Source organism: Streptomyces griseorubiginosus (genome assembly GCF_001514195.1).
Classification (GTDB): domain Bacteria; phylum Actinomycetota; class Actinomycetes; order Streptomycetales; family Streptomycetaceae; genus Streptomyces; species Streptomyces griseorubiginosus.
The window spans coordinates 641,837-662,210 of the sequence record NZ_KQ948738.1 but is presented as its reverse complement, the minus strand read 5'-3'; the positions used below and the strand labels follow the sequence as shown (position 1 = coordinate 662,210).

At 71.6% G+C, this 20,374-nt stretch carries 23 protein-coding genes and 1 pseudogene; 12 read left to right on the top strand and 12 right to left on the bottom strand.

Annotated elements, in window-relative coordinates; genetic code table 11:
- The first annotated feature begins 33 nt into the window (after positions 1-33).
- Together AQJ54_RS25590 and AQJ54_RS25585 are read left to right on the top strand one after the other, a co-directional pair.
- On the top strand, positions 34-1,383 hold the full coding sequence (locus AQJ54_RS25590) for an aminotransferase class I/II-fold pyridoxal phosphate-dependent enzyme (RefSeq protein WP_062241219.1): 1,350 nt from the start codon (positions 34-36) through the stop codon (positions 1,381-1,383).
- Between the two features lie 117 nt (positions 1,384-1,500).
- On the top strand, positions 1,501-2,403 hold the full coding sequence (locus AQJ54_RS25585; RefSeq protein ID WP_062026151.1) for a LysR family transcriptional regulator: 903 nt from the start codon (positions 1,501-1,503) through the stop codon (positions 2,401-2,403).
- Position 2,404: 1 nt separating this feature from the next.
- Here AQJ54_RS25585 and AQJ54_RS25580 read toward each other — a convergent pair whose 3' ends face one another.
- On the bottom strand, positions 2,405-2,872 hold the full coding sequence (locus AQJ54_RS25580; protein ID WP_030316245.1) for a pyridoxamine 5'-phosphate oxidase family protein: 468 nt from the start codon (positions 2,870-2,872) through the stop codon (positions 2,405-2,407).
- Positions 2,873-3,009: 137 nt separating this feature from the next.
- Between AQJ54_RS25580 and AQJ54_RS25575 the strand changes: the two genes are divergently transcribed.
- Positions 3,010-3,666 carry a cysteine hydrolase family protein gene (locus AQJ54_RS25575; RefSeq protein ID WP_062026152.1) on the top strand — a complete coding sequence of 219 codons (657 nt, stop codon included), beginning with the start codon at positions 3,010-3,012 and terminating at the stop codon, positions 3,664-3,666.
- On the opposite strand, the gene AQJ54_RS25570 is transcribed toward AQJ54_RS25575, so the two are convergent.
- Complete coding sequence (locus AQJ54_RS25570; protein ID WP_062241217.1) at positions 3,653-4,141, bottom strand: Rieske (2Fe-2S) protein; 489 nt, start codon at positions 4,139-4,141, stop codon at positions 3,653-3,655. The two genes, AQJ54_RS25575 and AQJ54_RS25570, sit on opposite strands and share 14 nt — an antisense overlap.
- A 155-nt stretch (positions 4,142-4,296) precedes the next feature.
- On the opposite strand from AQJ54_RS25570, the gene AQJ54_RS25565 reads away from it, so the two are divergent.
- From AQJ54_RS25565 to AQJ54_RS25540, 6 genes are all read left to right on the top strand, one after another.
- Entirely contained in the window at positions 4,297-5,061 is a 765-nt protein-coding gene (locus AQJ54_RS25565) for a HipA family kinase (RefSeq protein ID WP_062241215.1), read from the top strand.
- Entirely contained in the window at positions 5,058-5,507 is a 450-nt protein-coding gene (locus AQJ54_RS25560) for a DUF3037 domain-containing protein (RefSeq protein ID WP_062241213.1), read from the top strand. The genes AQJ54_RS25565 and AQJ54_RS25560 overlap by 4 nt, the downstream gene beginning before the upstream one ends.
- Positions 5,508-5,639: 132 nt before the next feature.
- Positions 5,640-6,401, top strand: coding sequence for a 3-oxoacyl-ACP reductase FabG (fabG, locus tag AQJ54_RS25555; protein WP_020140547.1), 762 nt, complete (start codon positions 5,640-5,642; stop codon positions 6,399-6,401).
- 12 nt (positions 6,402-6,413) lie between these two features.
- Positions 6,414-7,178, top strand: a complete 765-nt coding sequence (locus AQJ54_RS25550; protein ID WP_030316255.1) for an SDR family oxidoreductase — start codon at positions 6,414-6,416, stop codon at positions 7,176-7,178.
- Positions 7,179-7,369: 191 nt separating this feature from the next.
- Entirely contained in the window at positions 7,370-8,950 is a 1,581-nt protein-coding gene (locus AQJ54_RS25545; protein WP_062241211.1) for an ABC transporter substrate-binding protein, read from the top strand.
- 146 nt (positions 8,951-9,096) lie between these two features.
- Positions 9,097-9,780, top strand: coding sequence for a uracil-DNA glycosylase (locus AQJ54_RS25540; protein WP_030316258.1), 684 nt, complete (start codon positions 9,097-9,099; stop codon positions 9,778-9,780).
- A 169-nt stretch (positions 9,781-9,949) separates the two neighbouring features.
- On the opposite strand, the pseudogene AQJ54_RS43820 reads toward AQJ54_RS25540, so the two are convergent.
- Positions 9,950-10,072: pseudogene (locus AQJ54_RS43820) on the bottom strand (pseudouridine-5'-phosphate glycosidase); the annotation flags it as partial.
- A 114-nt stretch (positions 10,073-10,186) separates the two neighbouring features.
- On the opposite strand from AQJ54_RS43820, the gene AQJ54_RS25535 reads away from it, so the two are divergent.
- Complete coding sequence (locus AQJ54_RS25535) at positions 10,187-10,705, top strand: hypothetical protein (RefSeq protein WP_062026157.1); 519 nt, start codon at positions 10,187-10,189, stop codon at positions 10,703-10,705.
- 170 nt (positions 10,706-10,875) lie between these two features.
- Here the strand turns inward: AQJ54_RS25535 and AQJ54_RS25530 are convergent, their stop codons facing one another.
- Both AQJ54_RS25530 and AQJ54_RS25525 read right to left on the bottom strand, forming a co-directional pair.
- Positions 10,876-11,367 carry a hypothetical protein gene (locus tag AQJ54_RS25530; RefSeq protein ID WP_062241209.1) on the bottom strand — a complete coding sequence of 164 codons (492 nt, stop codon included), beginning with the start codon at positions 11,365-11,367 and terminating at the stop codon, positions 10,876-10,878.
- A gap of 231 nt (positions 11,368-11,598) precedes the next feature.
- Entirely contained in the window at positions 11,599-12,111 is a 513-nt protein-coding gene (locus AQJ54_RS25525; RefSeq protein ID WP_062026158.1) for a DinB family protein, read from the bottom strand.
- Between the two features lie 99 nt (positions 12,112-12,210).
- Here AQJ54_RS25525 and AQJ54_RS25520 point away from each other — a divergent pair, with 99 nt between their 5' ends.
- The gene (locus AQJ54_RS25520; protein WP_062241207.1) at positions 12,211-13,116 is read left to right on the top strand and encodes a Gfo/Idh/MocA family protein; all 906 of its coding nucleotides are present in this window, start codon (positions 12,211-12,213) and stop codon (positions 13,114-13,116) included.
- Here the strand turns inward: AQJ54_RS25520 and lnt are convergent.
- The 7 genes from lnt to AQJ54_RS25485 all read right to left on the bottom strand — a co-directional run bounded on the left by lnt (position 13,040) and on the right by AQJ54_RS25485 (position 19,102).
- Positions 13,040-14,605, bottom strand: coding sequence for an apolipoprotein N-acyltransferase (gene lnt / locus AQJ54_RS25515; RefSeq protein ID WP_062241205.1), 1,566 nt, complete (start codon positions 14,603-14,605; stop codon positions 13,040-13,042). The two genes, AQJ54_RS25520 and lnt, sit on opposite strands and share 77 nt — an antisense overlap.
- 65 nt (positions 14,606-14,670) lie before the next feature.
- Positions 14,671-15,150 (bottom strand): nuclear transport factor 2 family protein, encoded by a 480-nt coding sequence (locus AQJ54_RS25510; protein ID WP_062026161.1) that lies wholly within the window; start codon positions 15,148-15,150, stop codon positions 14,671-14,673.
- Between the two features lie 408 nt (positions 15,151-15,558).
- Entirely contained in the window at positions 15,559-16,731 is a 1,173-nt protein-coding gene (locus AQJ54_RS25505) for an FAD-dependent monooxygenase (protein WP_062241203.1), read from the bottom strand.
- A 104-nt stretch (positions 16,732-16,835) separates the two neighbouring features.
- Positions 16,836-17,015: a hypothetical protein gene (locus AQJ54_RS25500; RefSeq protein WP_030316269.1), complete on the bottom strand. Its 180-nt coding sequence runs from the start codon at positions 17,013-17,015 to the stop codon at positions 16,836-16,838.
- Between the two features lie 109 nt (positions 17,016-17,124).
- Positions 17,125-17,622: a DUF1877 family protein gene (locus AQJ54_RS25495; protein WP_062241201.1), complete on the bottom strand. Its 498-nt coding sequence runs from the start codon at positions 17,620-17,622 to the stop codon at positions 17,125-17,127.
- Positions 17,623-17,629: 7 nt separating this feature from the next.
- On the bottom strand, positions 17,630-18,505 hold the full coding sequence (locus AQJ54_RS25490) for an undecaprenyl-diphosphate phosphatase (RefSeq protein WP_062026165.1): 876 nt from the start codon (positions 18,503-18,505) through the stop codon (positions 17,630-17,632).
- A gap of 123 nt (positions 18,506-18,628) precedes the next feature.
- A complete protein-coding gene (locus AQJ54_RS25485) occupies positions 18,629-19,102 on the bottom strand; it encodes a winged helix-turn-helix transcriptional regulator (RefSeq protein ID WP_062241198.1) in 474 nt (157 codons plus the stop codon).
- Between the two features lie 94 nt (positions 19,103-19,196).
- Between AQJ54_RS25485 and AQJ54_RS25480 the strand changes: the two genes are divergently transcribed.
- Entirely contained in the window at positions 19,197-20,366 is a 1,170-nt protein-coding gene (locus AQJ54_RS25480) for a thiolase family protein (RefSeq protein WP_062241364.1), read from the top strand.
- Positions 20,367-20,374 lie beyond the last annotated feature (8 nt).

Here is a 20,374-nt window from a genome sequence, read left to right as displayed (position 1 = left end):
CGGTCTCCATTGCACTAGTGCATAATCTGCTTTGTGCTAGGAGGATATCGGATCGAAGGCCGGCGCGCAGCGGAGATTGCGGCGAGCGTCGAGCGCGCGGTGGGTGCGGGAGAGCTGGAGCCCGGTCAACCGCTGCCGCCGATGCGGGAGTTGGCCGGGCAGCTGGGCGTGAATCCCAATACGGTCGCGGCCGCCTACCGGAGCCTGCGGGAGCGCGGGGTCATCGAGACCGCCGGGCGCCGGGGCAGCCGGGTGCGGTCGAAACCGGCGACCACGGGGCGCGAGTACATCCGCGTGGAGGTCCCGGAAGGCGTGCGGGACGTGGCGAACGGCAACCCGGACCCCGCGCTGCTGCCGCCGCTCGGCCCCGCCTTCGCGGCCGCCGCCGAACAGGGCGACCGGGAGCCGGTCCTCTACGGCGACGCGACGGTGGACCCGGAGCTGGCGCGGCTCGCCCGCGGGGCCCTCGCCGCGGACGGTGTCCCGGCCGGTCCGCTCGCCGTCGCCTCCGGCTCCCTCGACGTCATCGAGCGGGTCCTGGCCGCCCACCTCAAGCCGGGCGACACCGTCGCCGTCGAGGACCCCGGCTGGGGCAGCCTCCTCGACCTGGTCCCGGCCCTGGGCCTGCGCGTCGCCCCGGTGGGCGTCGACGACGAGGGCCCCCTCGCCGAGGACGTACGGCAGGCGCTGACTGCGGGCGCCCGGGCCCTGATCGTGACGGACCGGGCCCAGAATCCCAGCGGCGCATCGGTGACCGCCCTACGTGCGCGTGCCCTGCGCGCGGTCCTCGCGGACCATCCGGACACCCTCCTGATCGAGGACGACCACGGCCATGGCATCGTCGACCTCCCCCTGCACCCCCTCGCCGGTGTCACCCGCCACTGGGCCTTCGTCCGCTCGGTGGCCAAGGCCTACGGCCCCGACCTGCGCCTCGCCGTGCTCACCGGCGACGACATCACCGTCGACCGCGTCCACGGCCGGCACCGCCTCGGCCCCGGCTGGGTCAGCCGGATCACCCAGCGGGCCGTGGTGAACCTGTGGGCGGAGGGCGTGCTGGACACGGGGAAGGTGGCCGCGGCCTACCGCGAGCGCAGGGACCGGTTGATCGAGGCGCTCGCGGTCCGGGGCGTCGAGGCCCACGGGCGCAGCGGACTGAACGTCTGGATCCCCGTCCAGGACGAGACCGGAGCGGTGGCCCGGCTCCTGCACGCGGGCTGGGCGGTGGCACCGGGAGCCCGGTTCCGGATGGGCGCGCCCCAGGGAATCCGAGTGACCGTCGCGAGCCTGAAGGCCGAAGAGGTCACCCCCTTGGCGGACGCCGTCGCCAAGGCCGCGGGCCCGGCGCCCGGCCATGCCCACCCGCACCCCCGCGTGGAAAGGTGACGGGCATGCTGAACCTGGAGCGCCTGCGTACCTCGCATCCCCGCGTGGAAAGGTGACGCGCATGCTGAACCTGGAGAGCCTGCGCACCTCGCATCCGCGCGTGGAAGGGTGACGGGCATGCTGAACCTGGAGCGCCTGCGCACCCTTGACGCCCTGGCCCGGCACGGCTCGGTCAGCGGTGCCGCCGAGGGGCTGCACATCACGACGTCGGCGGTCTCGCAGCAACTGTCCAAACTGGAGCGGGAGGTCGGCCAGCAACTCCTCGCCAGGAACGGCCGGGGCGTGCGGCTCACCGACGCCGGCCGCCTGCTGGCCGAGCACGCGGCCCGCATCCTGTCCCACGTCGAACTCGCCCAGTCCGACCTGGAGGCCCAACGCGGCCAGGTGGTCGGGGAGTTGCGGCTCGCCGCGTTCCCGACGGCGGCCCGCGGCCTGTTCCCGGCCGCGCTCGCCGCGCTGCGCTCCACCCACCCCGGGCTGCGGATCACCTCGTGCGAGACGGACCCGGAACTCGCGCTGCGCACGGTGCTCCGCGGCGGCTACGACCTCGCGGTCGTCCTGGACTGGTACAACAAGCCGCTGCCCGTGCCGGACGGGCTGATGAAGGCGTCGATCGTCGACGACACCGCCGACGTGGCGATGCCCGTCACCCACCGCCACGCGCACCGTGCCGAGGTCGACCTGGAGGACTTCGCCGACGACGACTGGGTGACCTGGGGCGAGAACGAGTTCTGCCACGAGTGGCTGATGCATACTCTGCGCGCCAAGGGCATCGAGCCGCGCGTCGCACACCGCGCGGAGGAGCACGCGACCCAACTCGCCCTGGTCGGGGCGGGACTCGGCGTGTGCGTGGCGCCCCGGCTCGGCCGCGGACCGGTCCCCGACGGGGTGCGGACCGTGCCGGTGCGGCAACCGGTCAGCCGGCACGTCTACGCGGTCTGGCGCGCGGACGCCGACCGCCGCCCGTCGATCCGGGCAGCGGTCGAGGCGCTGAAGTCGGCCGCACGGCAGACCGGTTGAGCTAGGCGGAGCCCAGCTTGCGGAAGTCCCAGGACACGATCTTCTCGGGCGTCAGCCGTATCCACGCGTGCCGGCCGTCATGCGGCATCTCCTCCAGACGGAAGTTCTTGCGCGCGAACAGGGTCTCGGGGACGTCGAGTTCGGCACACAGCTCACCGGTGCGCGGAGCCTCGCCCACGAAGTCCACGGTCCCGGACAGCTCGACGCCGCGCAGTTCGTCGTACTCCTCACCCGTGTCGACCACGATCGCGACCCGTGGATCGCGGCGCAGATCGGTCCAGCGCTTGCTGCGCACCACGGAGTACAGCCACATCGAGGTGCCGTCCCAGGCGAACCACAGGGTGCTCACGTGCGGGGCGCCGCCGCCCGAGACCGTGGCGACCCGGCAGGTGCGCTGGCTGGTCAGGAACTCGTCCAGCTCGCCCGGCGTCATCATGATCTTCCGGCCTCGGCGCTGAGTGACGGTCATGCATCCCCCTCTTTCTCTCACGTCGTGTCAGAGGAGAGATCCTCTGACATCACGTCAGAAAAGGATGGGTCGTCTTCCGTCCGCACGCAATGGTCGCTACTGTCACCGGCCCCGGCCACCCGCGACGAGGGGGAACCGTGCCGTCGTACGGACAACTCAGCCAGCTCCTCGCTCCCGAGACCACCGTGCTGCTCACCGTCGAGTGCCAGCAGGGTGTCGTCGGACCGGACAGCGCGCTGCCCGAACTCGCCCGCGAGGCACGGAAGTCGGGCGCGCTCGCCAACGTCGCCCGGCTCGTCGCCGCCGCCCACGAGAGCGGGGTGCAGGTGATCCACGCGATCGCCGAACGCCGTCCGGACGGGCGCGGCGCGAACCGCAACGCCCGCCTGTTCCACGCCGCCGAACGACTGCCCGTCCAGCAGCTGACCGGGACCGCCGCGGTGCGGGTGGCGGCCCCGATCGAGGTGAGCGAGGAGGACTTCGTCGTACGGCGGCTGCACGGGCTCTCGCCGATCCAGGGCACCGAGGTCGACGCGCTGCTGCGCAACCTCGGCTGCCGCACCCTGGTGGTGACCGGGGTCTCCGCCAACGTGGCCGTGCCGAACGCCGTCTTCGACGCCGTGAACCGCGGGTACACCGTCGTCGTGCCGAGCGACGCCGTCGCGGGGGTGCCCTCCGACTACACCCCCGTGATGATCCGCCACACCCTCGCGCTGGTCGCCACGATCGCGACCACCGACGAGGTGCTGGGCGCGCTCGGCCGACCCCGGCGGACGCGGGTCAGGCCAGCGTGATCGAGTCCCCGCTCACGCTGATCTGCGCGGCCGGCAGCGGCTGGGTCGCGGGCCCCTTCTTGACGCTGCCGTCCTCGACCGAGAACTGGCTGTTGTGACACGGACACACGATGACGCCGTTGGCCACGCTGCCCACCGCGCAGCCCTGGTGGGTGCACTTGGACGAGAAGGCCTTGAAGGTGCCCGCCGTGGGCTGGGTGACCACCACGCCCTTGTCCTTGAAGATCGTGCCACCGCCCTCCGGGATGTCGCTGGTCTTCGCCAGCGCGGTGCCGCCCGAGCCGGACGAGGCGCCGCTGCCGGAACTCGACCCGCCGCCGCTCGCGTTCGCGTCGGCCTGGCTGGTGGACGAGCCCGAGGAGTCGCCGTCCGATCCGCACGCGGTCAGCGCCACGGCGAGCCCCGCCGCGCCCACCGCCGCCACGACGGTACGGCGGGCAGGTGCCGGAACGGATTGAGGCAGTTCGCTGGTCATGCTGAACGTCCTTCCAGTGCGGAAATCGTGTAGCTGTCCAGAGGTACGGCCGCTCGGCGCCCCCTGTTCAGACGATGTCGAGATCTAAACGTCTTCGAGATCAGGCGTCCGTAAGCTGGAGCTGTCGCTTCGCTGTCGGCCAGTAACCTGGGGCGATGCTCAAGGAAGCCATCGCGACCCGCTTCATCACGCCCCTGCGTGAGGGCGGCTCGCTGCCGGGACTCGTCGAGGCCGACGACCGCGGGACGTACGTCATCAAGTTCACCGGCGCGGGCCAGGGCCGCAAGACGCTGGTCGCCGAAGTGGTGGCCGGGGAGCTCGCGCGGCGGCTCGGCTTCCGGGTGCCGCGCCTGCTGACCCTCGACCTCGACCCCGACCTGGGACTCGGCGAACCCGACGAGCGGGTGCAGGAACTGCTCAGGTCCAGCGGCGGCACCAACCTCGGCATGGACTTCCTCTCCGGGGCCCTCGGCTTCGACCCGCTCGCGTTCTCGGTCGACCCCGAGGAGGCGGGCCGGATCGTCTGGTTCGACGCGCTCGTCAACAACGTGGACCGCTCCTGGCGCAACCCCAACCTGCTGTGGTGGCGCAGCGAGGTCTGGCTCATCGACCACGGCGCGACCATGATCTGGCACCACAACTGGCCCGCCGCCGAGAAGTCCGCCGCCCGCCCCTACGACGCCTCGGACCACGTCCTGAGGCCCTTCGCCCCGGACGTCGCCGCGGCCGCCGCCGCCCTGGCCCCCCAGGTCACCGAGGACCTGCTCGCCGAGGTCACCGCGGAGATCCCGGACGCCTGGCTGGCGGACGAGCCGGGCTTCGACACCCCGGACGAGCTGCGGCGGGCCTACGCCCGGCCCCTGCTCCAGCGGGCCGCCGCCGTCCACGAGCGCATCACGGGAATCGAGGGGGACAAGTGAGCGAGCGGCACATCCACATGGCCGGCAGCGTGGTCGAGCGGCACGTCATCAAGGGCGGACGGGTCAGCGAACGGGACGTCTTCGAGTACGCCGTGCTGAAGGTCGTACCCCGCGTCGAGCGCGGGGAGTGCATCAACGCCGGTGTGCTCGTCTACTGCCGGGCGAAGGCGTACGTCGGGGTGCGCACCCACCTCGACGAGGACCGGCTGCGGGCGCTCGACCCCGCCGCGGACGTGGCCGGCGTCCGGGCCGCCCTCCAGGCCGTCGAGGCGGTCTGCGCGGGCGGCGATCCGGCCGGGCCGGCGGCGCGCGACGACGCCGGACGCCGCTTCCGGTGGCTGGTCGCGCCCCGCTCCACGGTCGTCCAGCCGGGCCCCGTGCACACCGGACTCACCCTGGATCCGGCGGCCGAGGCGGAGCGCCTTCTCGACCTGCTGGTGAGGTAATGGATCACACCGGTCCCGTGGGACGTTGACACCGCGTGCCAGGGCTTCTAGCGTCACGTCTGTCGAAGGTACTAAGCGGTCGCTCACCGACCTGGTCGGGCCGAACGTTCTCAACGGCGAGGAGAATCAGCAATGTCCACCACTGAGCAGCGGGTAGCCGTCGTCACCGGTGCCGCGCGCGGCATCGGCGCCGCCACCGCCGTCCGACTGGCGGCCGAGGGCCGCGCGGTCGCCGTCATCGACCTCGACGAGGCCGCCTGCAAGGACACCGTCGAGAAGATCACCGCGGCCGGCGGCAAGGCGATCGCCGTCGGCGCCGACGTCTCCGACGAGGCCCAGGTCGAGGCGGCCGTCGCGCGGGTCGTCGCCGAGCTCGGTGCCCCGACGATCCTCGTCAACAACGCGGGCGTGCTCCGCGACAACCTGCTGTTCAAGATGAGCGTCTCGGACTGGGACACCGTCCTGAACGTCCACCTGCGCGGCTCCTTCCTGATGACCAAGGCCGTCCAGAAGCACATGGTCGACGCCGGCTTCGGCCGGGTGGTCAACCTGTCCTCCTCCTCGGCGCTCGGCAACCGCGGCCAGGCCAACTACTCCGCCGCCAAGGCCGGTCTCCAGGGCTTCACCAAGACCCTCGCCATCGAGCTCGGCAAGTTCGGCATCACCGCCAACGCCGTCGCCCCCGGCTTCATCGCCACCGACATGACCGCCGCGACCGCCGCGCGCGTCGGCATGGGCTTCGAGGAGTTCAAGGCCGCCGCCGCCACCCAGATCCCGGTCGCGCGCGTGGGCGAGCCCGACGACATCGCCAACGCCATCGCCTTCTTCACCGGCGAGGCGGCCGGGTTCGTTTCCGGCCAGGTGCTGTACGTGGCCGGCGGACCGCTCGACTAGAGGAAACGGAACATGACTTCGCAGCTCCCCGAGCTCTCGGGCAAGGTCGCGCTCATCACGGGCGCGAGCCGCGGTATCGGTTACGGCGTCGCCGAGGCGCTCGTCGCCCGCGGCGACCGGGTCGTCATCACCGGCCGCAACGAGGACGCCCTCAAGGAGGCCGTCGAGCAGCTCGGCTCCGACCGGGCCGTCGGCGTCGCGGGCAAGGCGCACGACGAGGCCCACCAGGCCGTCGCCGTCGAGCGCGCCATGGAGGCCTTCGGCCGCGTCGACTACCTGGTCAACAACGCCGGGACCAACCCGGTGTTCGGGCCGATCGCCGACCTCGACCTCAATGTGGCCCGCAAGGTCTTCGAGACCAACGTGATCTCGGCGCTCGGCTTCGCCCAGAAGACCTGGCACGCCTGGCAGAAGGACAACGGCGGCGCGATCGTCAACATCGCCTCCGTCGCGGGCATCGCGCCCTCGCCCTTCATCGCCGCCTACGGCGTCAGCAAGGCCGCGATGATCAACCTCACCCAGCAGCTCGCCCACGAGTTCGCGCCCAAGGTACGGGTCAACGCGATCGCCCCGGCCGTCGTGAAGACCAAGTTCGCGCAGGCCCTGTACGAGGGCCGCGAGGCCGAGGCCGCCGCGTCCTACCCGCTGGCCCGGCTCGGAGTGCCCTCCGACATCGGCGGCGCCGCGGCCTTCCTCACCTCCGAGCAGTCCGACTGGGTCACCGGCCAGACGCTCGTCGTCGACGGCGGCATCTTCCTCAACGCCGGCGTGGGCTGATTCTCCTCGCCTCGGCACGGGCGTCCGTTGACAGTGACGGCGCCCGTGTCGACGCACAAAAGCCGCACAACGGCATCACAGGGTCATCACCAGGACGGTGATCAAGCAGCCTGTGGACGAACCGGTTGAGTGTGCGCGGCCCTGCGGTATGTTTTGCCGACTCTCGGCACGGCATTTCGAGGAGCGAGCGCGTGTTCATGCGGAACCGATACCTGCCGCCTTTCGCGGCCCTCGTGTCCCTTTCCACGGTGGCCGGATGCGGTGTGTTCTCCTCGGGCTCCTCCGACGACGCCAAGACGATCGTCGTGGGGACCACCAGTGCCCCGGCCACGCTGGACCCGGCGGCCTCCTGGGACAACTCCTGGGAGCTGTTCCGCAACGTCTACCAGACGCTCCTCAACTACTCGCCCAACGGCTCCGACCCCGAGCCCGACGCCGCCGAGCACTGCGAGTTCACCGACACGTCGAGCACCGTGTACAGCTGCACGCTGCGCGAGGGGCTGAAGTTCTCCGACGGTCACCCGCTGGACGCCCAGGCGGTCAAGTACTCCTTCGACCGCATCAAGAGGATCAACGTCAACGGCGGCCCCGCGGGCCTGCTGGGCACCCTCTCCCGGGTCCAGACCAAGGGCGACCGCGAGATCGTCTTCCACCTCAGCCAGCCCGACGCCACCTTCCCCCTGGTGCTCACCACGCCCGCCATGTCGATCGTGGACCCGGAGGAGTACTCCGCGACCGCGATCCGCAAGGACGGCAGGATCAACGGCTCCGGGCCGTACCGCCTCGACTCCTACCAGGAGGGCGAGAAGGCCGAACTGGTCCGCAACGACAACTACAAGGGCATAGCGGACCTCCAGAACAACGCCGTCACCATCCGCTACTTCTCGCGGTCCGACGAGATGGTCAAGGCCCTCAAGGACAAGGAGATCGCGGTCGTCTACCGGGGCCTCGGCGCCTCCGACACCGTGGACATCGAGGTCAACCAGCGCAAGGAGGGGCTCCAGCTCGTCGAGAACCCCACCACCGAGATCAGCTACCTGGTGTTCAACCCGAAGGACCCGTGGTCCGCGAAGCTCGCGGTCCGCAAGGCCGTCGCCCAGGTCGTCGACCGCCCGGCCCTCGTCCACTACGTCTACAAGGACACCGTCGAACCGCTGTACTCGATGGTCCCGGCCGGACTGACCGGCCACACCACGGGCTTCTTCGACGACTTCGGGGACCCCAGCGTGCCCAAGGCCAGAAAGCTCCTCAGGGACGCGGGGATCACCGAGCGCGTGCCGCTGACCCTCTGGTACACCAGCGACCGCTACGGCTCCACGACCAAGCCCGCCTTCGAGGAGCTGAAGAAGCAGCTGGAGTCCTCCGGCCTGTTCACGATCACCCTCAAGAGCCGCCCGTGGAAGACCTACGTCCAGGGCTACCAGAACGGCGAGTACCCGGTGTTCGGGCGCGGCTGGTTCCCCGACTTCCACGACGCCGACAACTTCATCTCCCCCTTCGTCGGCAAGCAGAACGCCCTCGGCACCCCGTACGACGCCCCCGAGATCACCGGCAAGCTGCTGCCGCAGTCCCGTGCCGAGAGCGACCGCGGGGCCGTGGGGCCGCAGATCGAGGAGGCCCAGCAGGTCTTCGTGAACGACGCGCGGCTGGTCCCGCTGTGGCAGGGCAAGCAGTACGTGGCGGCGAGCGAGGAGATCGCCGGCCTCGAGAAGGTCATCGACCCGGCGACCATGATGACGATGTGGGAGCTGTACTGGAAGACCAGCTGGTAGCTCCCGGATTCCGGGGCGGTCGCGGATTCCGGGTGATCGCGGATTCCGGGGCGGGCGGCGGCGATTGTCAGTGGTCGGTTGTAGGTTCTGAAGCCTGCAAGAAGGCTTTCGAGCCGGTAAGTGACCGCACATCGTGAGGAATTGACGTGACCGACATCGCCATGCTGCCCGAGTCCTGGCGCGGGGTTCTGGGCGACGAGCTCCAGCAGCCGTACTTCAAGGAGCTGACGGAGTTCGTCGAGGACGAGCGGGCGAAGGGTCCCGTCTACCCGCCGCGCGAGGAGGTCTTCGCCGCGCTGGACGCCACCCCGTACGACCGGGTGAAGGTGCTGATCCTCGGCCAGGACCCGTACCACGGCGAGGGCCAGGGCCACGGGCTGTGCTTCTCGGTCCGGCCCGGTGTGAAGACCCCGCCCTCCCTCCGGAACATCTACAAGGAGATGAAGGAGGAGCTGGGCACCGAGATCCCGGACAACGGCTACCTCATGCCGTGGGCCCAGCAGGGCGTTCTGCTGCTCAACGCGGTGCTCACGGTCCGTGCCGGGGAGGCCAACTCCCACAAGGGCAAGGGCTGGGAGAAGTTCACCGACGCGGTGATCCGGGCGGTGGCCGAGCGGCCCGACCCGGCGGTCTTCGTGCTGTGGGGCAACTACGCGCAGAAGAAGCTCCCCCTGATCGACGAGAGCCGGCACGTGGTGGTCAAGGGCGCGCACCCCTCCCCGCTGTCGGCGAAGAAGTTCTTCGGCTCCCGCCCCTTCACCCAGATCAACGAGGCGGTCGCCGCGCAAGGCCACGAGCCGATCGACTGGACCATCCCGAACCTGGGGTGAGGTTCGTGGCCGGTTCGGTGGGGTGAGGGGTCGAACCGGGGGCGTTCTGGCCGGTGGGGGTGGCCTGCGTTTCGGTGGAGTGGCTCGGCGCGGGGGCGGTTGGGCCTATGCGCGGGCGAGCGTGTGGTGGCCGCGGCGGGGGGCGGGGGCCGGCTTGTGGCGAGCGGTGAGTGACGGTCCGCTGCCGGTGCACCCCGCCGAGCCCGACCGTCGCGAACACCCGCACCCCGGCCAGCGCCGCCAGCTGTGCCGTCGCGGACACCGTGGTCGCTCCGCTCGCCCCGGTGGCCACCGTGGTGGTGTCGCAGATGGGCGTATCGGAGTACGCGCCGTCGACATGAAGGGCGGCGCAGGCCCTAGCGTCGAGGGGGACAGCGTCACAGTCGTACGAGCCCCGGAGGACTCTTTGACGGAGCGACAGGAGCAGGCGGTGCCGGATGCCGTGATGACGCGGATCGGGCAGGTCGTCATGCTGTGTCACGCGGGGGACCGTGAGGAGGCCCGGCACCGCTACCTGGCCCTCTGGGCGGAGATCGGTGAGGACGGCGACCCGCTGCACCGCTGCACCCTCGCGCACTACATGGCCGACGCCCAGGACGACCCCTGCGACGAACTCGCCTGGGACCTCAGAGCCCTGACGGCCGCCGAGGAACTCACCGACGACCGGCTCATCCGTCACGAGGGCGCGCTCGCGGTGCGCGCCCTGTACCCCTCGCTGCACCTGAATCTGGCCGCGGACTACGTGCGCCTCGGCCGCACCGACGCCGCCCGCTCCCATCTCCGTCGCGCCCGCAGAGCCTCGGCCGAGCTCGGCGAGGACAGCTACAGCGACGGGGTACGGGCCGCGATCAGCAGACTGGAGCTGCGGCTCGGCGAAGGTGGCGGGGGCAGCGACGGGTGGGGGCCGCCGCGGCAGCGGCCCTGACCCGACGGCGGCCCTACGGCCGTTCGCCCATCCGCGACCGGACCATCCGCGACCGGCCCATGCGCGACCAGGCCATCCGCGACCAGGCCATCCGCGACCGGGTCCAGCCGATGCCTCGCCCAGCCGCAGCGTCGCTCAGCCGACGCACCGCCCAGCCGCAGCCCAGTTCCTCAGCGCGTGTACGTCTGGTCGCAGATGACCGACTCCGCGCTGCCCTCTTGCCAGCGCCCGTACTTCCTGCCGAGCGCGCAGACGTCCTTCTGGCTCCTGGGGACCGACTTGGGGATCGACGTGGCCACGTCCGGGATCTCGACGCGCGGCGGCCGGGGGCGGCGTACGTCCGAGTGCCGCCGCTCGGGTGGCGCCGCGTGCACGGGGTGCTCCGGACGCGGGTGTTCCGGGTGTCGGTGCTCCGGTCGTGCAGGAGCCGCCGCGGTCCCCGGGGCGGTGCGCGGCGCGTCCCCGCCCGGTTTCGCCGACCGGGACGGGTCGATCATGGACAGGGCCTCCTGGGCCGGAGCCTGCACGATCTGCGGCTCCGCCTGACCGTCCGGCCGGGCGCCCTCCGGGCCCGGCGCCTGGGAGGGCGCCGTGGTGGGCGGCGGCCCGGTCACCGGTGGACGCTGGATCGTCACACAGCCGGTGAGGGCCGAGACAGCCACGGTGACCAGGAGCGTTGCGGTAGTCGTGGTTCGATGCACCCGCGTCACTCTGCTGGTTCGGACGACCCGGGCGACAGCGGACAAGCGCAGGTTGCCCCGCACGGGTGATCTCCGTGCCCGTACGGCGTGCTCATGCCTCCCGGTGCTGACGGCACTCGCCTCATCGCACCGGCCTCCCCGCACTCGCCTCCCGGCACTCGCCTCCCGGCGCCCGCCTCGCCGGCACCGGCCTCAGTCGCCGGTCGAGCCGTCGATGCGCTCGCGGATCAGGTCGGCGTGCCCGTTGTGACGGGCGTACTCCTCGATCATGTGGGTGTAGAGCCAGCGCAGGTTGAAGCGCTCGCCGGTCCTGCGGTGCTTGCCCACGGTGACGTCGTCCAGGCCGAAGCGTGCGGCGTTCTCGCGGGCCTTGTCGATCTCGGCCTGCCAGGTGCCGTACGCCTCCTGCCAGGTGTCGGCCTCGGTGAGACGGAACTCGCCGTCCGGGTCGGCCTCGCTGTAGTAGATCGGTCCCGCGTCCTCGTCGGTCAGGACCCGGCGGAACCAGCTGCGCTCCACCTCGGCCATGTGCCGCACCAGGCCCATCAGGGACAGCGTGGACGGCTCCACCGAGGCGGTCCGGAGCTGGGCGTCGGTCAGTCCTTCGCATTTCCAGGCGAGAGTGCCCCGGTGGTAGTCCAGCCAGCCTTCCAGCATGGTGCGTTCGTCGGCGGTCGTCGCGGGTTCGCTGCGCTCGGTGCTCATGGCCGCATCCTCCCCCGGGGAAGCACCGGCCACCAACGATTTCGCGGCCGCCCGTATGCTTCCGGCAAGGCCCCGCAGACAACCGTTGGAGGAGTCCACGTGAAGGTCGGCTGCATCGGACTCGGTGACATCGCGCGGAAGGCGTACCTCCCGGTGCTCGGCGGCCGTCCCGACGTCGAACTGCACCTCCAGACGCGCACCCCCGCCACCCTCACCAGCGTCGCCGACGGCCTGCACCTCCCGGACGACCGGCGGCACGCCGACCTCGACGCGCTGATCGCCCAGGACCTCGACGCGGCCTTCGTGCACGCCCCGACCGACGCGCACCCCGACATCGTCGAACGGCTCCTCGACGCGGGCGTGCCGACCTACGTCGACAAGCCGCTCGCCTACGAACTCGCCGACTCCGCCCGGCTGGTGGCGCTCGCCGAGGAGCGGAACGTCTCACTGGCGGTCGGGTTCAACCGGCGGTTCGCGCCCGGGTACACACAGTGCGCCGAGCACCCGCGCGAGCTGATCCTCATGCAGAAGAACCGGATCGGGCTCCCCGAGGAGCCGCGCGCGATGATCCTCGACGACTTCATCCACGTCGTCGACACCCTGCGCTTCCTGGTGCCCGGCCCGGTCGACGACGTGACGGTACGCGCGCGCGTGCGGGACGGACTGCTCCACCACGTCGTGCTCCAGCTCGCCGGGGACGGATTCACCGCGCTCGGCGTGATGAACCGGCTCAGCGGCTCCGCCGAGGAGATCCTGGAGGTGTCCGGTCAGGACACCAAGCGCCAGGTGCTCAATCTCGCCGAGGTCGTCGACCACAAGGGCCAGCCGACCGTGCGGCGGCGCGGCGACTGGGTGCCGGTGGCCAGGCAGCGCGGCATCGAGCAGGCCGTGTTCGCCTTCCTCGACGCCGTGCGGGCGGGAAAGGTGCTCAGCGCCCGGGACGCGCTGGCGACCCATGAGCTGTGCGAGCGGGTGGTACTCGCGGTTCAGGAGCGGTCCGCCTGAGCCGGAGCGTGCGCAGGCCGTCGGTCGCGCACCACGCCAGCAGGACCAGCAGGGCCAGGTGCACGGTCCAGTCCCCGAAGCGGACGTACGGCGTCGTGCCGTCGGCCAGCGGTACGTCGTACACGCGCGAGGTGCTGGCGTCGGTGCCGACCCACCCTCCGACGCGCCGGCCGCTCGCGTCGTAGACCGCGGAGACCCCGGTGAGCGTCGAGTGGACCATCGGGCGGCCCGTCTCGGCGGCGCGCAGGGCGGCGAGCGAGGCGTGCTGCTCGGGGGCCCAGCTCTGCTGGAAGGACGAGGTCGCCGACTGGGCGATCAGCACCTGGGCGCCGTCCTCGGCCAGATGCCGGCTCATGTCGGGGAACGCCGACTCGAAGCACACCATCGGACCGACCTTCAGGCCGTGGCCGACGTCCATGACCACCTGCTCGGAGCCGTGCCTGCGGTTCTCCCCGGCCGCCTTGCCGACCGAGGTGGCCCAGCCGAGCAGCGAGCGGGCCGGGATGTACTCGCCGAAGGGGACGAGCCGCATCTTGTCGTAGCGGTCGCCGGTGAGCCCGTCGGGGCCGACGAGGACCGAGCTCTTGTAGATGCCGGGCTTGTCGGAGCGGCGGGCGTCGACGTTGACCAGGATGTCGGCGCCCGTCTCCTGGGAGAGCCCGGCGAGCCGCTGCGCGAGGTCGGGGCGGTCCCCGAGGTCGAAGCCGACGCTGCTCTCGCCCCAGACGATCAGGTCGACGTCCTTCCCGGCGAGATCCCGGGTGAGCTGCTCCTCGCGGGCGAAGCGCTGGTCGGGGCCGTTGATGACACCGGGCTGGACGACCGCGATCCGTGTCGTGCCGCCGCTGTCGGGGCGGGGCGCTCCCACCCAGGCCGCCGAGGTCACGGCGGCCGTGGCGACGAGGCCCGCCACCGCGGGGACCCGGGAGGCGCGGATCGTCACCAGCACGGCGACACAGACGTTGAGGGCCACGATCAGGAAGCTGAGCAGCCACACCCCGCCGACCGAGGCTAGCCGCAGCGCCGGTTCGACCTCCCACTGGCTGGCGCCGAGCACGCCCCACGGGCCGCCGAGGCCCTGCCAGGAACGGACGAGTTCGATGCCGAGCCAGCCGGACGACAGTACGACGACGGCCGCGGCCGTCCGGCCACGCGAGGGCGTCCCGGCCAGGAAGTGCCGTACCAGCGCGCCCCAGGGGGCCCACAGCGCGCCCAGCAGGGCGCCGATGACGAAGATGAACACGCTCAGGCTCGGCAGCAGCCAGTGGTGCATCCCCACCATGAAGCCGAAGCCGCCGGCCCAGCCGTCGTAGGCCGCCCGTTTCGCCGTCGGAGCCGAGCGGATCAGCGCGATCCACGGGACGAGGGCGACGTAGGCGAACCACCACAGGGACGGGGCGGGGAACGCGAGCAGGGGCAGGGCGCCCGCCAGCACGGCGACAGTCGTGCGCCGCCACGGGGAGGCGAGCCAGGGGCCGAACGTCTTCATACGGCGCCTCCTACCCCGTGAGTGTCATCGGTGATCGTGGGGTTGACGATCCGACGGGCGTCGGCTCAGTTGATCACGGGTGCCGGACGCGGGCCGGGCAGACGCCGCCATTTCTCCTGGACGACGACCTCGCGCACCCGCCAGCCGTCGTCGGTGCGCAGGAGGTCGAAGGAGTAGCGGCCCCCGCAGACGAAGTCCGGGGCGGTGGCGTCCGTGCCGGCCAGGCGCATCGGGTTGAGGTAGTCGGCGCGGACGCGGGCCGTGTCGCCGGTGTCCTGCTCCAGGGTGCCGAAGCGGACCCGGCGGTTGACGATCAGGTGCTGTCGCATCGAGAACAGCCCCAGGCTGTCCGCGAGCCAGGCGGCGACGCCGTCCGCGTCGCCCTCGACCCCGCCCGCCGAGCGGTAGTCGGCCCGTCCGTCGGAGGTGAAGAGTCCTCGGTACGCCTCCCAGTCACCGTCGTCCACGGCGGCGGCGTAGTCGGTGACGAGTGCGTCCACGGCCAGCCGGTCCATCACGGTCGCGAGCTCCACACGCTGCGTCATCGGCTCAGTGTTGGGCATGGGGCGAGCGGGGGCTAGGGGCGTGCGGGGACATTCGGTGGCGGCGCGGGGCGGGGGCGGGCGGTGGAGGGGGTTGGCTGGGGCGGGGTGGTGGCCTGGGGTCGGCCCTGGGCGGGGCAGTGGCCTGGGGTCCGCTGCGGGCGGGGCGGTGGCCGCGGTCGGCCGTGGCGGCTCTGGGGCCGGGGTCTGCCGAGGCCGGCATGGGGCCGGGGGTCTGGCGTGGGTGGCTCGGGGCCGGGGGGCCGGCGTGGGTTTTGGGGTGGAGGTTTGGCGTGAGTGGCCCGGGTGGGGCTCGGCGCGAGGGGCCTGGCGAGGCTCTGCGGGTGGCCCGGGAGCCCGGGGGCGCGGTGGGCCGGTGGCCCGGTGGCCCGGTGGGCCCGTGGCCCGAGGTCAGTCCTCGGCCAGGACGTCTACCGGCCAGGCGGCCGAGTGCGGGCCGAATCTGTTCTCGGCGGCGAGGGCGACCAGGCGGGCGTTGCGGGCGTCGGCCTCGGGGCCGTCGGGGAGGTGGTAGTCGTGGCCCGCGCGGGCGGAACTGGTCTGCACGGCCGTGGCGGCCGGCAGGCGCCTGCGGACGTAGCGGTCGAGGGCGTCGGGGACCTCGTCGGGTGCCGTGCCGGTGAGACTGTCGCCGAGGACGGCCGCGTCCATCACGGCCTGGGCGGCTCCCTGGGCCTGGAACGGCACCATCGCGTGGGCGCTGTCGCCGAGCAGGGTGACCCGGCCGAGGCTCCAGCGGCTGAGCGGGGCGCGGGTGTGGATGCCGTAGCGGAAGACCTGGCCCGCCCGTTCGAGGACGGTCAGCAGGCGGGGGTCCCAGCCGGCGAACGTGCGCAGTTGCTCACCGGGTTCCGCCGGCGCGGTCCACGACTCCTCGGCGGCCCGGTGCGTGCCGAACACGGCGACGACGTTGAGGAGTTCACCGCGGCGCAGCCAGTAGTGGACGACATGGCCGCCCGGCCCGAGCCAGCCGGCGTACTCGGGCAGGTCCAGGTCGGCGACCTCGGCGGCGGGGAGCAGGGCCCGGTACGCGGCGGTGTGCGAGAACAGCGCCTCGTCCGCGCCGAAGAGCCACTGGCGGGCGGCGGAGCGGATGCCGTCGGCGGCCACGACGAGGTCGGCCTCCAGGTGTTCGCCGTCCGCCGTGGTCACCCGGGCCGACTTGTCGTCCTGGTCGACCCCGACGACGGCGGTGGCCAGACGCAGGGTTCCGGGCGGTAGGGCGGCGACCAGGGCTTGTTGGAGATCGGCCCGGTGGACCTGGAGGTACGGCGCCCCGAACTCCTCCTCCGCCTCCGGGCCGATGACATAGCGGCAGATCTCGGAGCCGTCGGACCAGGTGCGGAAGCTGACCTGGGTGGGACGGGTGGACCGCCGTGCCACGGCGTCTAGGAGGTGCAACCGGCGCAGTACGCGGGTGGCGTTGGGGGCGAGCTGGATCCCGGCGCCGATCTCGGTGAGCCGCCGCGCCCGCTCGACGAGGGTCACGTCATGGCCGGCCCGACGCAGGCTCAGGGCCGCGGTCAGTCCTCCGATGCCGGCGCCCACGACGATCGCTCGCATGACGGAACCTCGCTTCGAGGGGGCTCGGAGGTGGGTCCGGTCAGGCTATCGGAGCGAACTGCGGTGCTGTACGCGGCATTTCGGCCTGTGAGGGGGGGCTCGGCTCAGGCCGCTTCGATGATGTCGGCGCGGATCGCGGCCGCCCATTCGACCACCAACAGCTCGTACTCCGCGCGCTCCTCGGACGACAGGGTGCCGCCGGCGCGCATCCAGAGCGCCCGGATCTGCTCGTTCACTTCGGCAGCAGACCGCACGGAACCAGGGATCACGGAATCGGGGGACATGCGGACCAGCCTAGGCGCAAGCACTGACAGTCCGCTACCGGACGGCTACGCAGAACGCGTGCGATAGGTCACGGGAACCGGGTCGGGCGCCCTGCCCTCGAAGCCGCGCTCAGTCGATCCAAGTGACCACGCACTGCCCGTGAATCGCGGCCTCGCCGTAGAACTCCCGCATCGCGGTGAGGTGTTCGACGAGGTGACCGCGTACGTCACCGTCCGACAGCGGACCGAGACCGCAGACCGCTGACGCCTCGTCGGGGGAGTCCGGCAGCTCGGCGAGCAGGGCGCCGGGGTCGAGGGCGTCGAGAGCGCGCGCGATGTCGGCCACGGCGGTGGGCTCCAGCAGACGCGGCGGGTCCGTGAAGCCGTCGTACACGCCGTCGTGGTCAAGGAAGGCGACATCGCCGTCCGGATCGCCGGAGACCGCGCGATCCAGCAGGGCCACCGTGTCGGGGTCAGCCCCCGACGCACGGCAGAAGCGGATGAGCCCCCACACTGCCCAGCCCGTGTCCAGGAGGTTCTCGGCGCCCGGGTCCCATTCCTCGGTCCCGGTGCGGAGCCGTTCCCGGTGCTCCGGCGTGACGCGCGCGAACTGCTGGGTGAGGGCCACGGCCGCGTCAGCCCGCCGACTCCGCCGCGTGGGGGCTCAGGACTCCCGCCGTGACCAGGGCGATGATGACGATGCCGAGGGCGATGCGGTACCAGACGAAGGGCATGAAGCTCTTGTTGGAGATCCACTTCATGAACCACGCGATGACCGCGTATCCGCTCGCGAAGGCGATCACCGTGGCGAAGATCGTGGGGCCCCAGGAGACGTGGTCGCTCTCCATCGCGTCCTTCAACTCGAAGAGACCCGAGGCGAGAACGGCCGGGATCGCGAGGAGGAAGGAGTAGCGGGCCGCCGACTCGCGCTTGTAGCCCATGAAGAGGCCACCGCTGATGGTCGCGCCGGAGCGGGAGACGCCGGGGACGAGGGCCATGGACTGGCAGAAGCCGAAGATCAGGCCGTCCTTGACGCCGAGGTCCTCAAGTCCCTTGCGCTGCTTGGGCGCCCGGTGCTTGCCCCCGGTCTCGTCGCGTGCCGCGAGCCGGTCGGCGATGCCGATGACGATGCCCACGACGATCAACATCGTGGCGGTGATGCGCAGATCGCGGAACGGCCCCTCGATGTGGTCCTTGAACAGCAGCCCCAGCACACCGATCGGGATCGAGCCGACGATGACCAGCCAGCCCATCTGGGCGTCGTGGTCGCTGCGCAGCTCCTTCTTCACCAGCGAACGGCTCCACGTCGAGATGATCCGCCCGATGTCCTTGCGGAAGTAGATCAGCACGGCGGCCTCGGTGCCGATCTGGGTGATCGCGGTGAAGGCCGCCCCGGGATCCTTCCAGCCCGAGAAGGCCGCGGTCAGACGCAGATGCGCGCTGGAGGAGACGGGAAGGAACTCGGTCAGCCCCTGGACGAGTCCGAGGATGAGTGATTCAAACCAAGACATGAAGTTACGGCGTCCAAGTGCTGGTCGAGTGAAGGGAGTCGGGCACGCCGCATCACCGGGAGCGGTGATCGGGGTACGGGGGAAGCGTAGCGTCCCGGGGTGACAGCTCCGGCACAGGGGCGGTCAGGCGGCGGCCGTGGGACCGCTCACCGTCCAGCCGGGGGACTGCGGGTGGGCCGTCAGGTCCTCGTGGGCCACCGCGCTCCCGCAGACCGAGCAGGAGACCACCGGCAGCAGTTCGTGGCCGCAGCTGTGCTCGACGACCATGGGCCGGTCGTCGTCCCCCCGCAGGTGCCGGTCGCCCCACGCCATGAGCGTCAGCAGCACCGGCTCCAGCTCCAGACCCGCCCGCGTGGGCCGGTACTCGAAGCGCTGCGGCCGCTCGCTGTAGACCCGCTTGGTCAGGATCCCGGCGTCCACGAGCCGGCGCAGCCGGGTGGCCAGGATGTCGCGCGGGGCCCCGATGTTGCGCACCAGCTGGTCGAAGCGGCCGTTGCCCAGGCAGACCTCCCGCAGCACGAGCAGGGAGTACTTCTCGCCGACGAGCGTCAGGGCGTCGGCGATCGAGCAGGGGCGCGGGTCCTTGGTGGCGGCCATGCGCCCAGTCTAGGTGAGGGTTTGCTTTTCCAACTCACGGAGTTATGGTGAGTTTGGATTTCCTACTCGCTGGTAGCCCGTGGAGGCCCGCACCATGCGTGACGCAGTGATCGTCGAAGCCGTACGCACTCCCATCGGCAAGGGCAAGTCCAACGGCGCCCTCGCCCATGTGCATCCCGTCGAACTCCTCGCCCACACCCTGCGCACCCTCGTGGAGCGCTCCGGCGTCGACCCGGCGCTCATCGACGACGTCATCGGCGGCACCGTCGACCAGGTCGGCGAGCAGGCCATGAACACCACCCGCTACGCGGCCCTGTCCGCCGGCTTCCCGGAGAGCGTCCCGGCCACCACCGTGGACCGCCAGTGCGGCTCCTCCCAGCAGGCCGTGCACTTCGCCGCCCAAGGAGTGATCGCGGGCGCCTACGACATCGTCGTGGCCTGCGGCGTCGAGTCGATGAGCCGCGTGCCGATGTGGTCGAACGTCCCCGAGGGCAAGGACCCCTTCGGCCCCGGCGTCGCCGCCCGCTACGAGGAGGGACTGGTGCCACAGGGCATCAGCGCCGAGCTCATCGCCGCCAAGTGGTCGATCACCCGCGAGCAGATGGACGCGTTCGCCGTCTCCTCCCACCACAAGGCCGCCGCGGCCTGGGAGAAGGGCCTCTTCGACGCCGAGCTGGCACCCCTGGAGGGAGTCTCGCGCGACGAGTGCGTCCGCCCGGGCAGCACCCCCGAGATCCTCGCCGGCCTCAAGCCCGCCTACTACGACCCGCACTTCGCCGAACGCTTCCCCCAGATCGAGTGGAACGTCACCGCGGGCAACGCCAGCCCGATCAACGACGGCGCCTCGGCGGTGCTCATCATGTCCGGTGAGACCGCCCAACGGCTCGGTCTGCGGCCCCTGGCCCGGCTGCACTCGTTCGCCGTGACCGGCTCCGACCCGATCCTCATGCTCACGGGAGTCGTGCCGGCCACGGAGAAGGTCCTGCGCCGGGCGAAGCTCACCCTCGACGACATCGACCTCTTCGAGGTCAACGAGGCCTTCTCCAGTGTGGTCCTGGCCTGGCGGCAGGAGACGGGCGCGGACCTGGCCAAGGTCAACGTGCACGGCGGCGCGATAGCGCTGGGCCACCCCCTGGGCGCGAGTGGCACCCGCCTCACGACGACCCTGGTGCACGCCATGCGGGAGCGCGGGGCGCGCTACGGGCTCCAGACGATGTGCGAAGCGGGCGGCTTGGCCAACGCGATGATCCTGGAGCGGGTCTGAAGGCACAT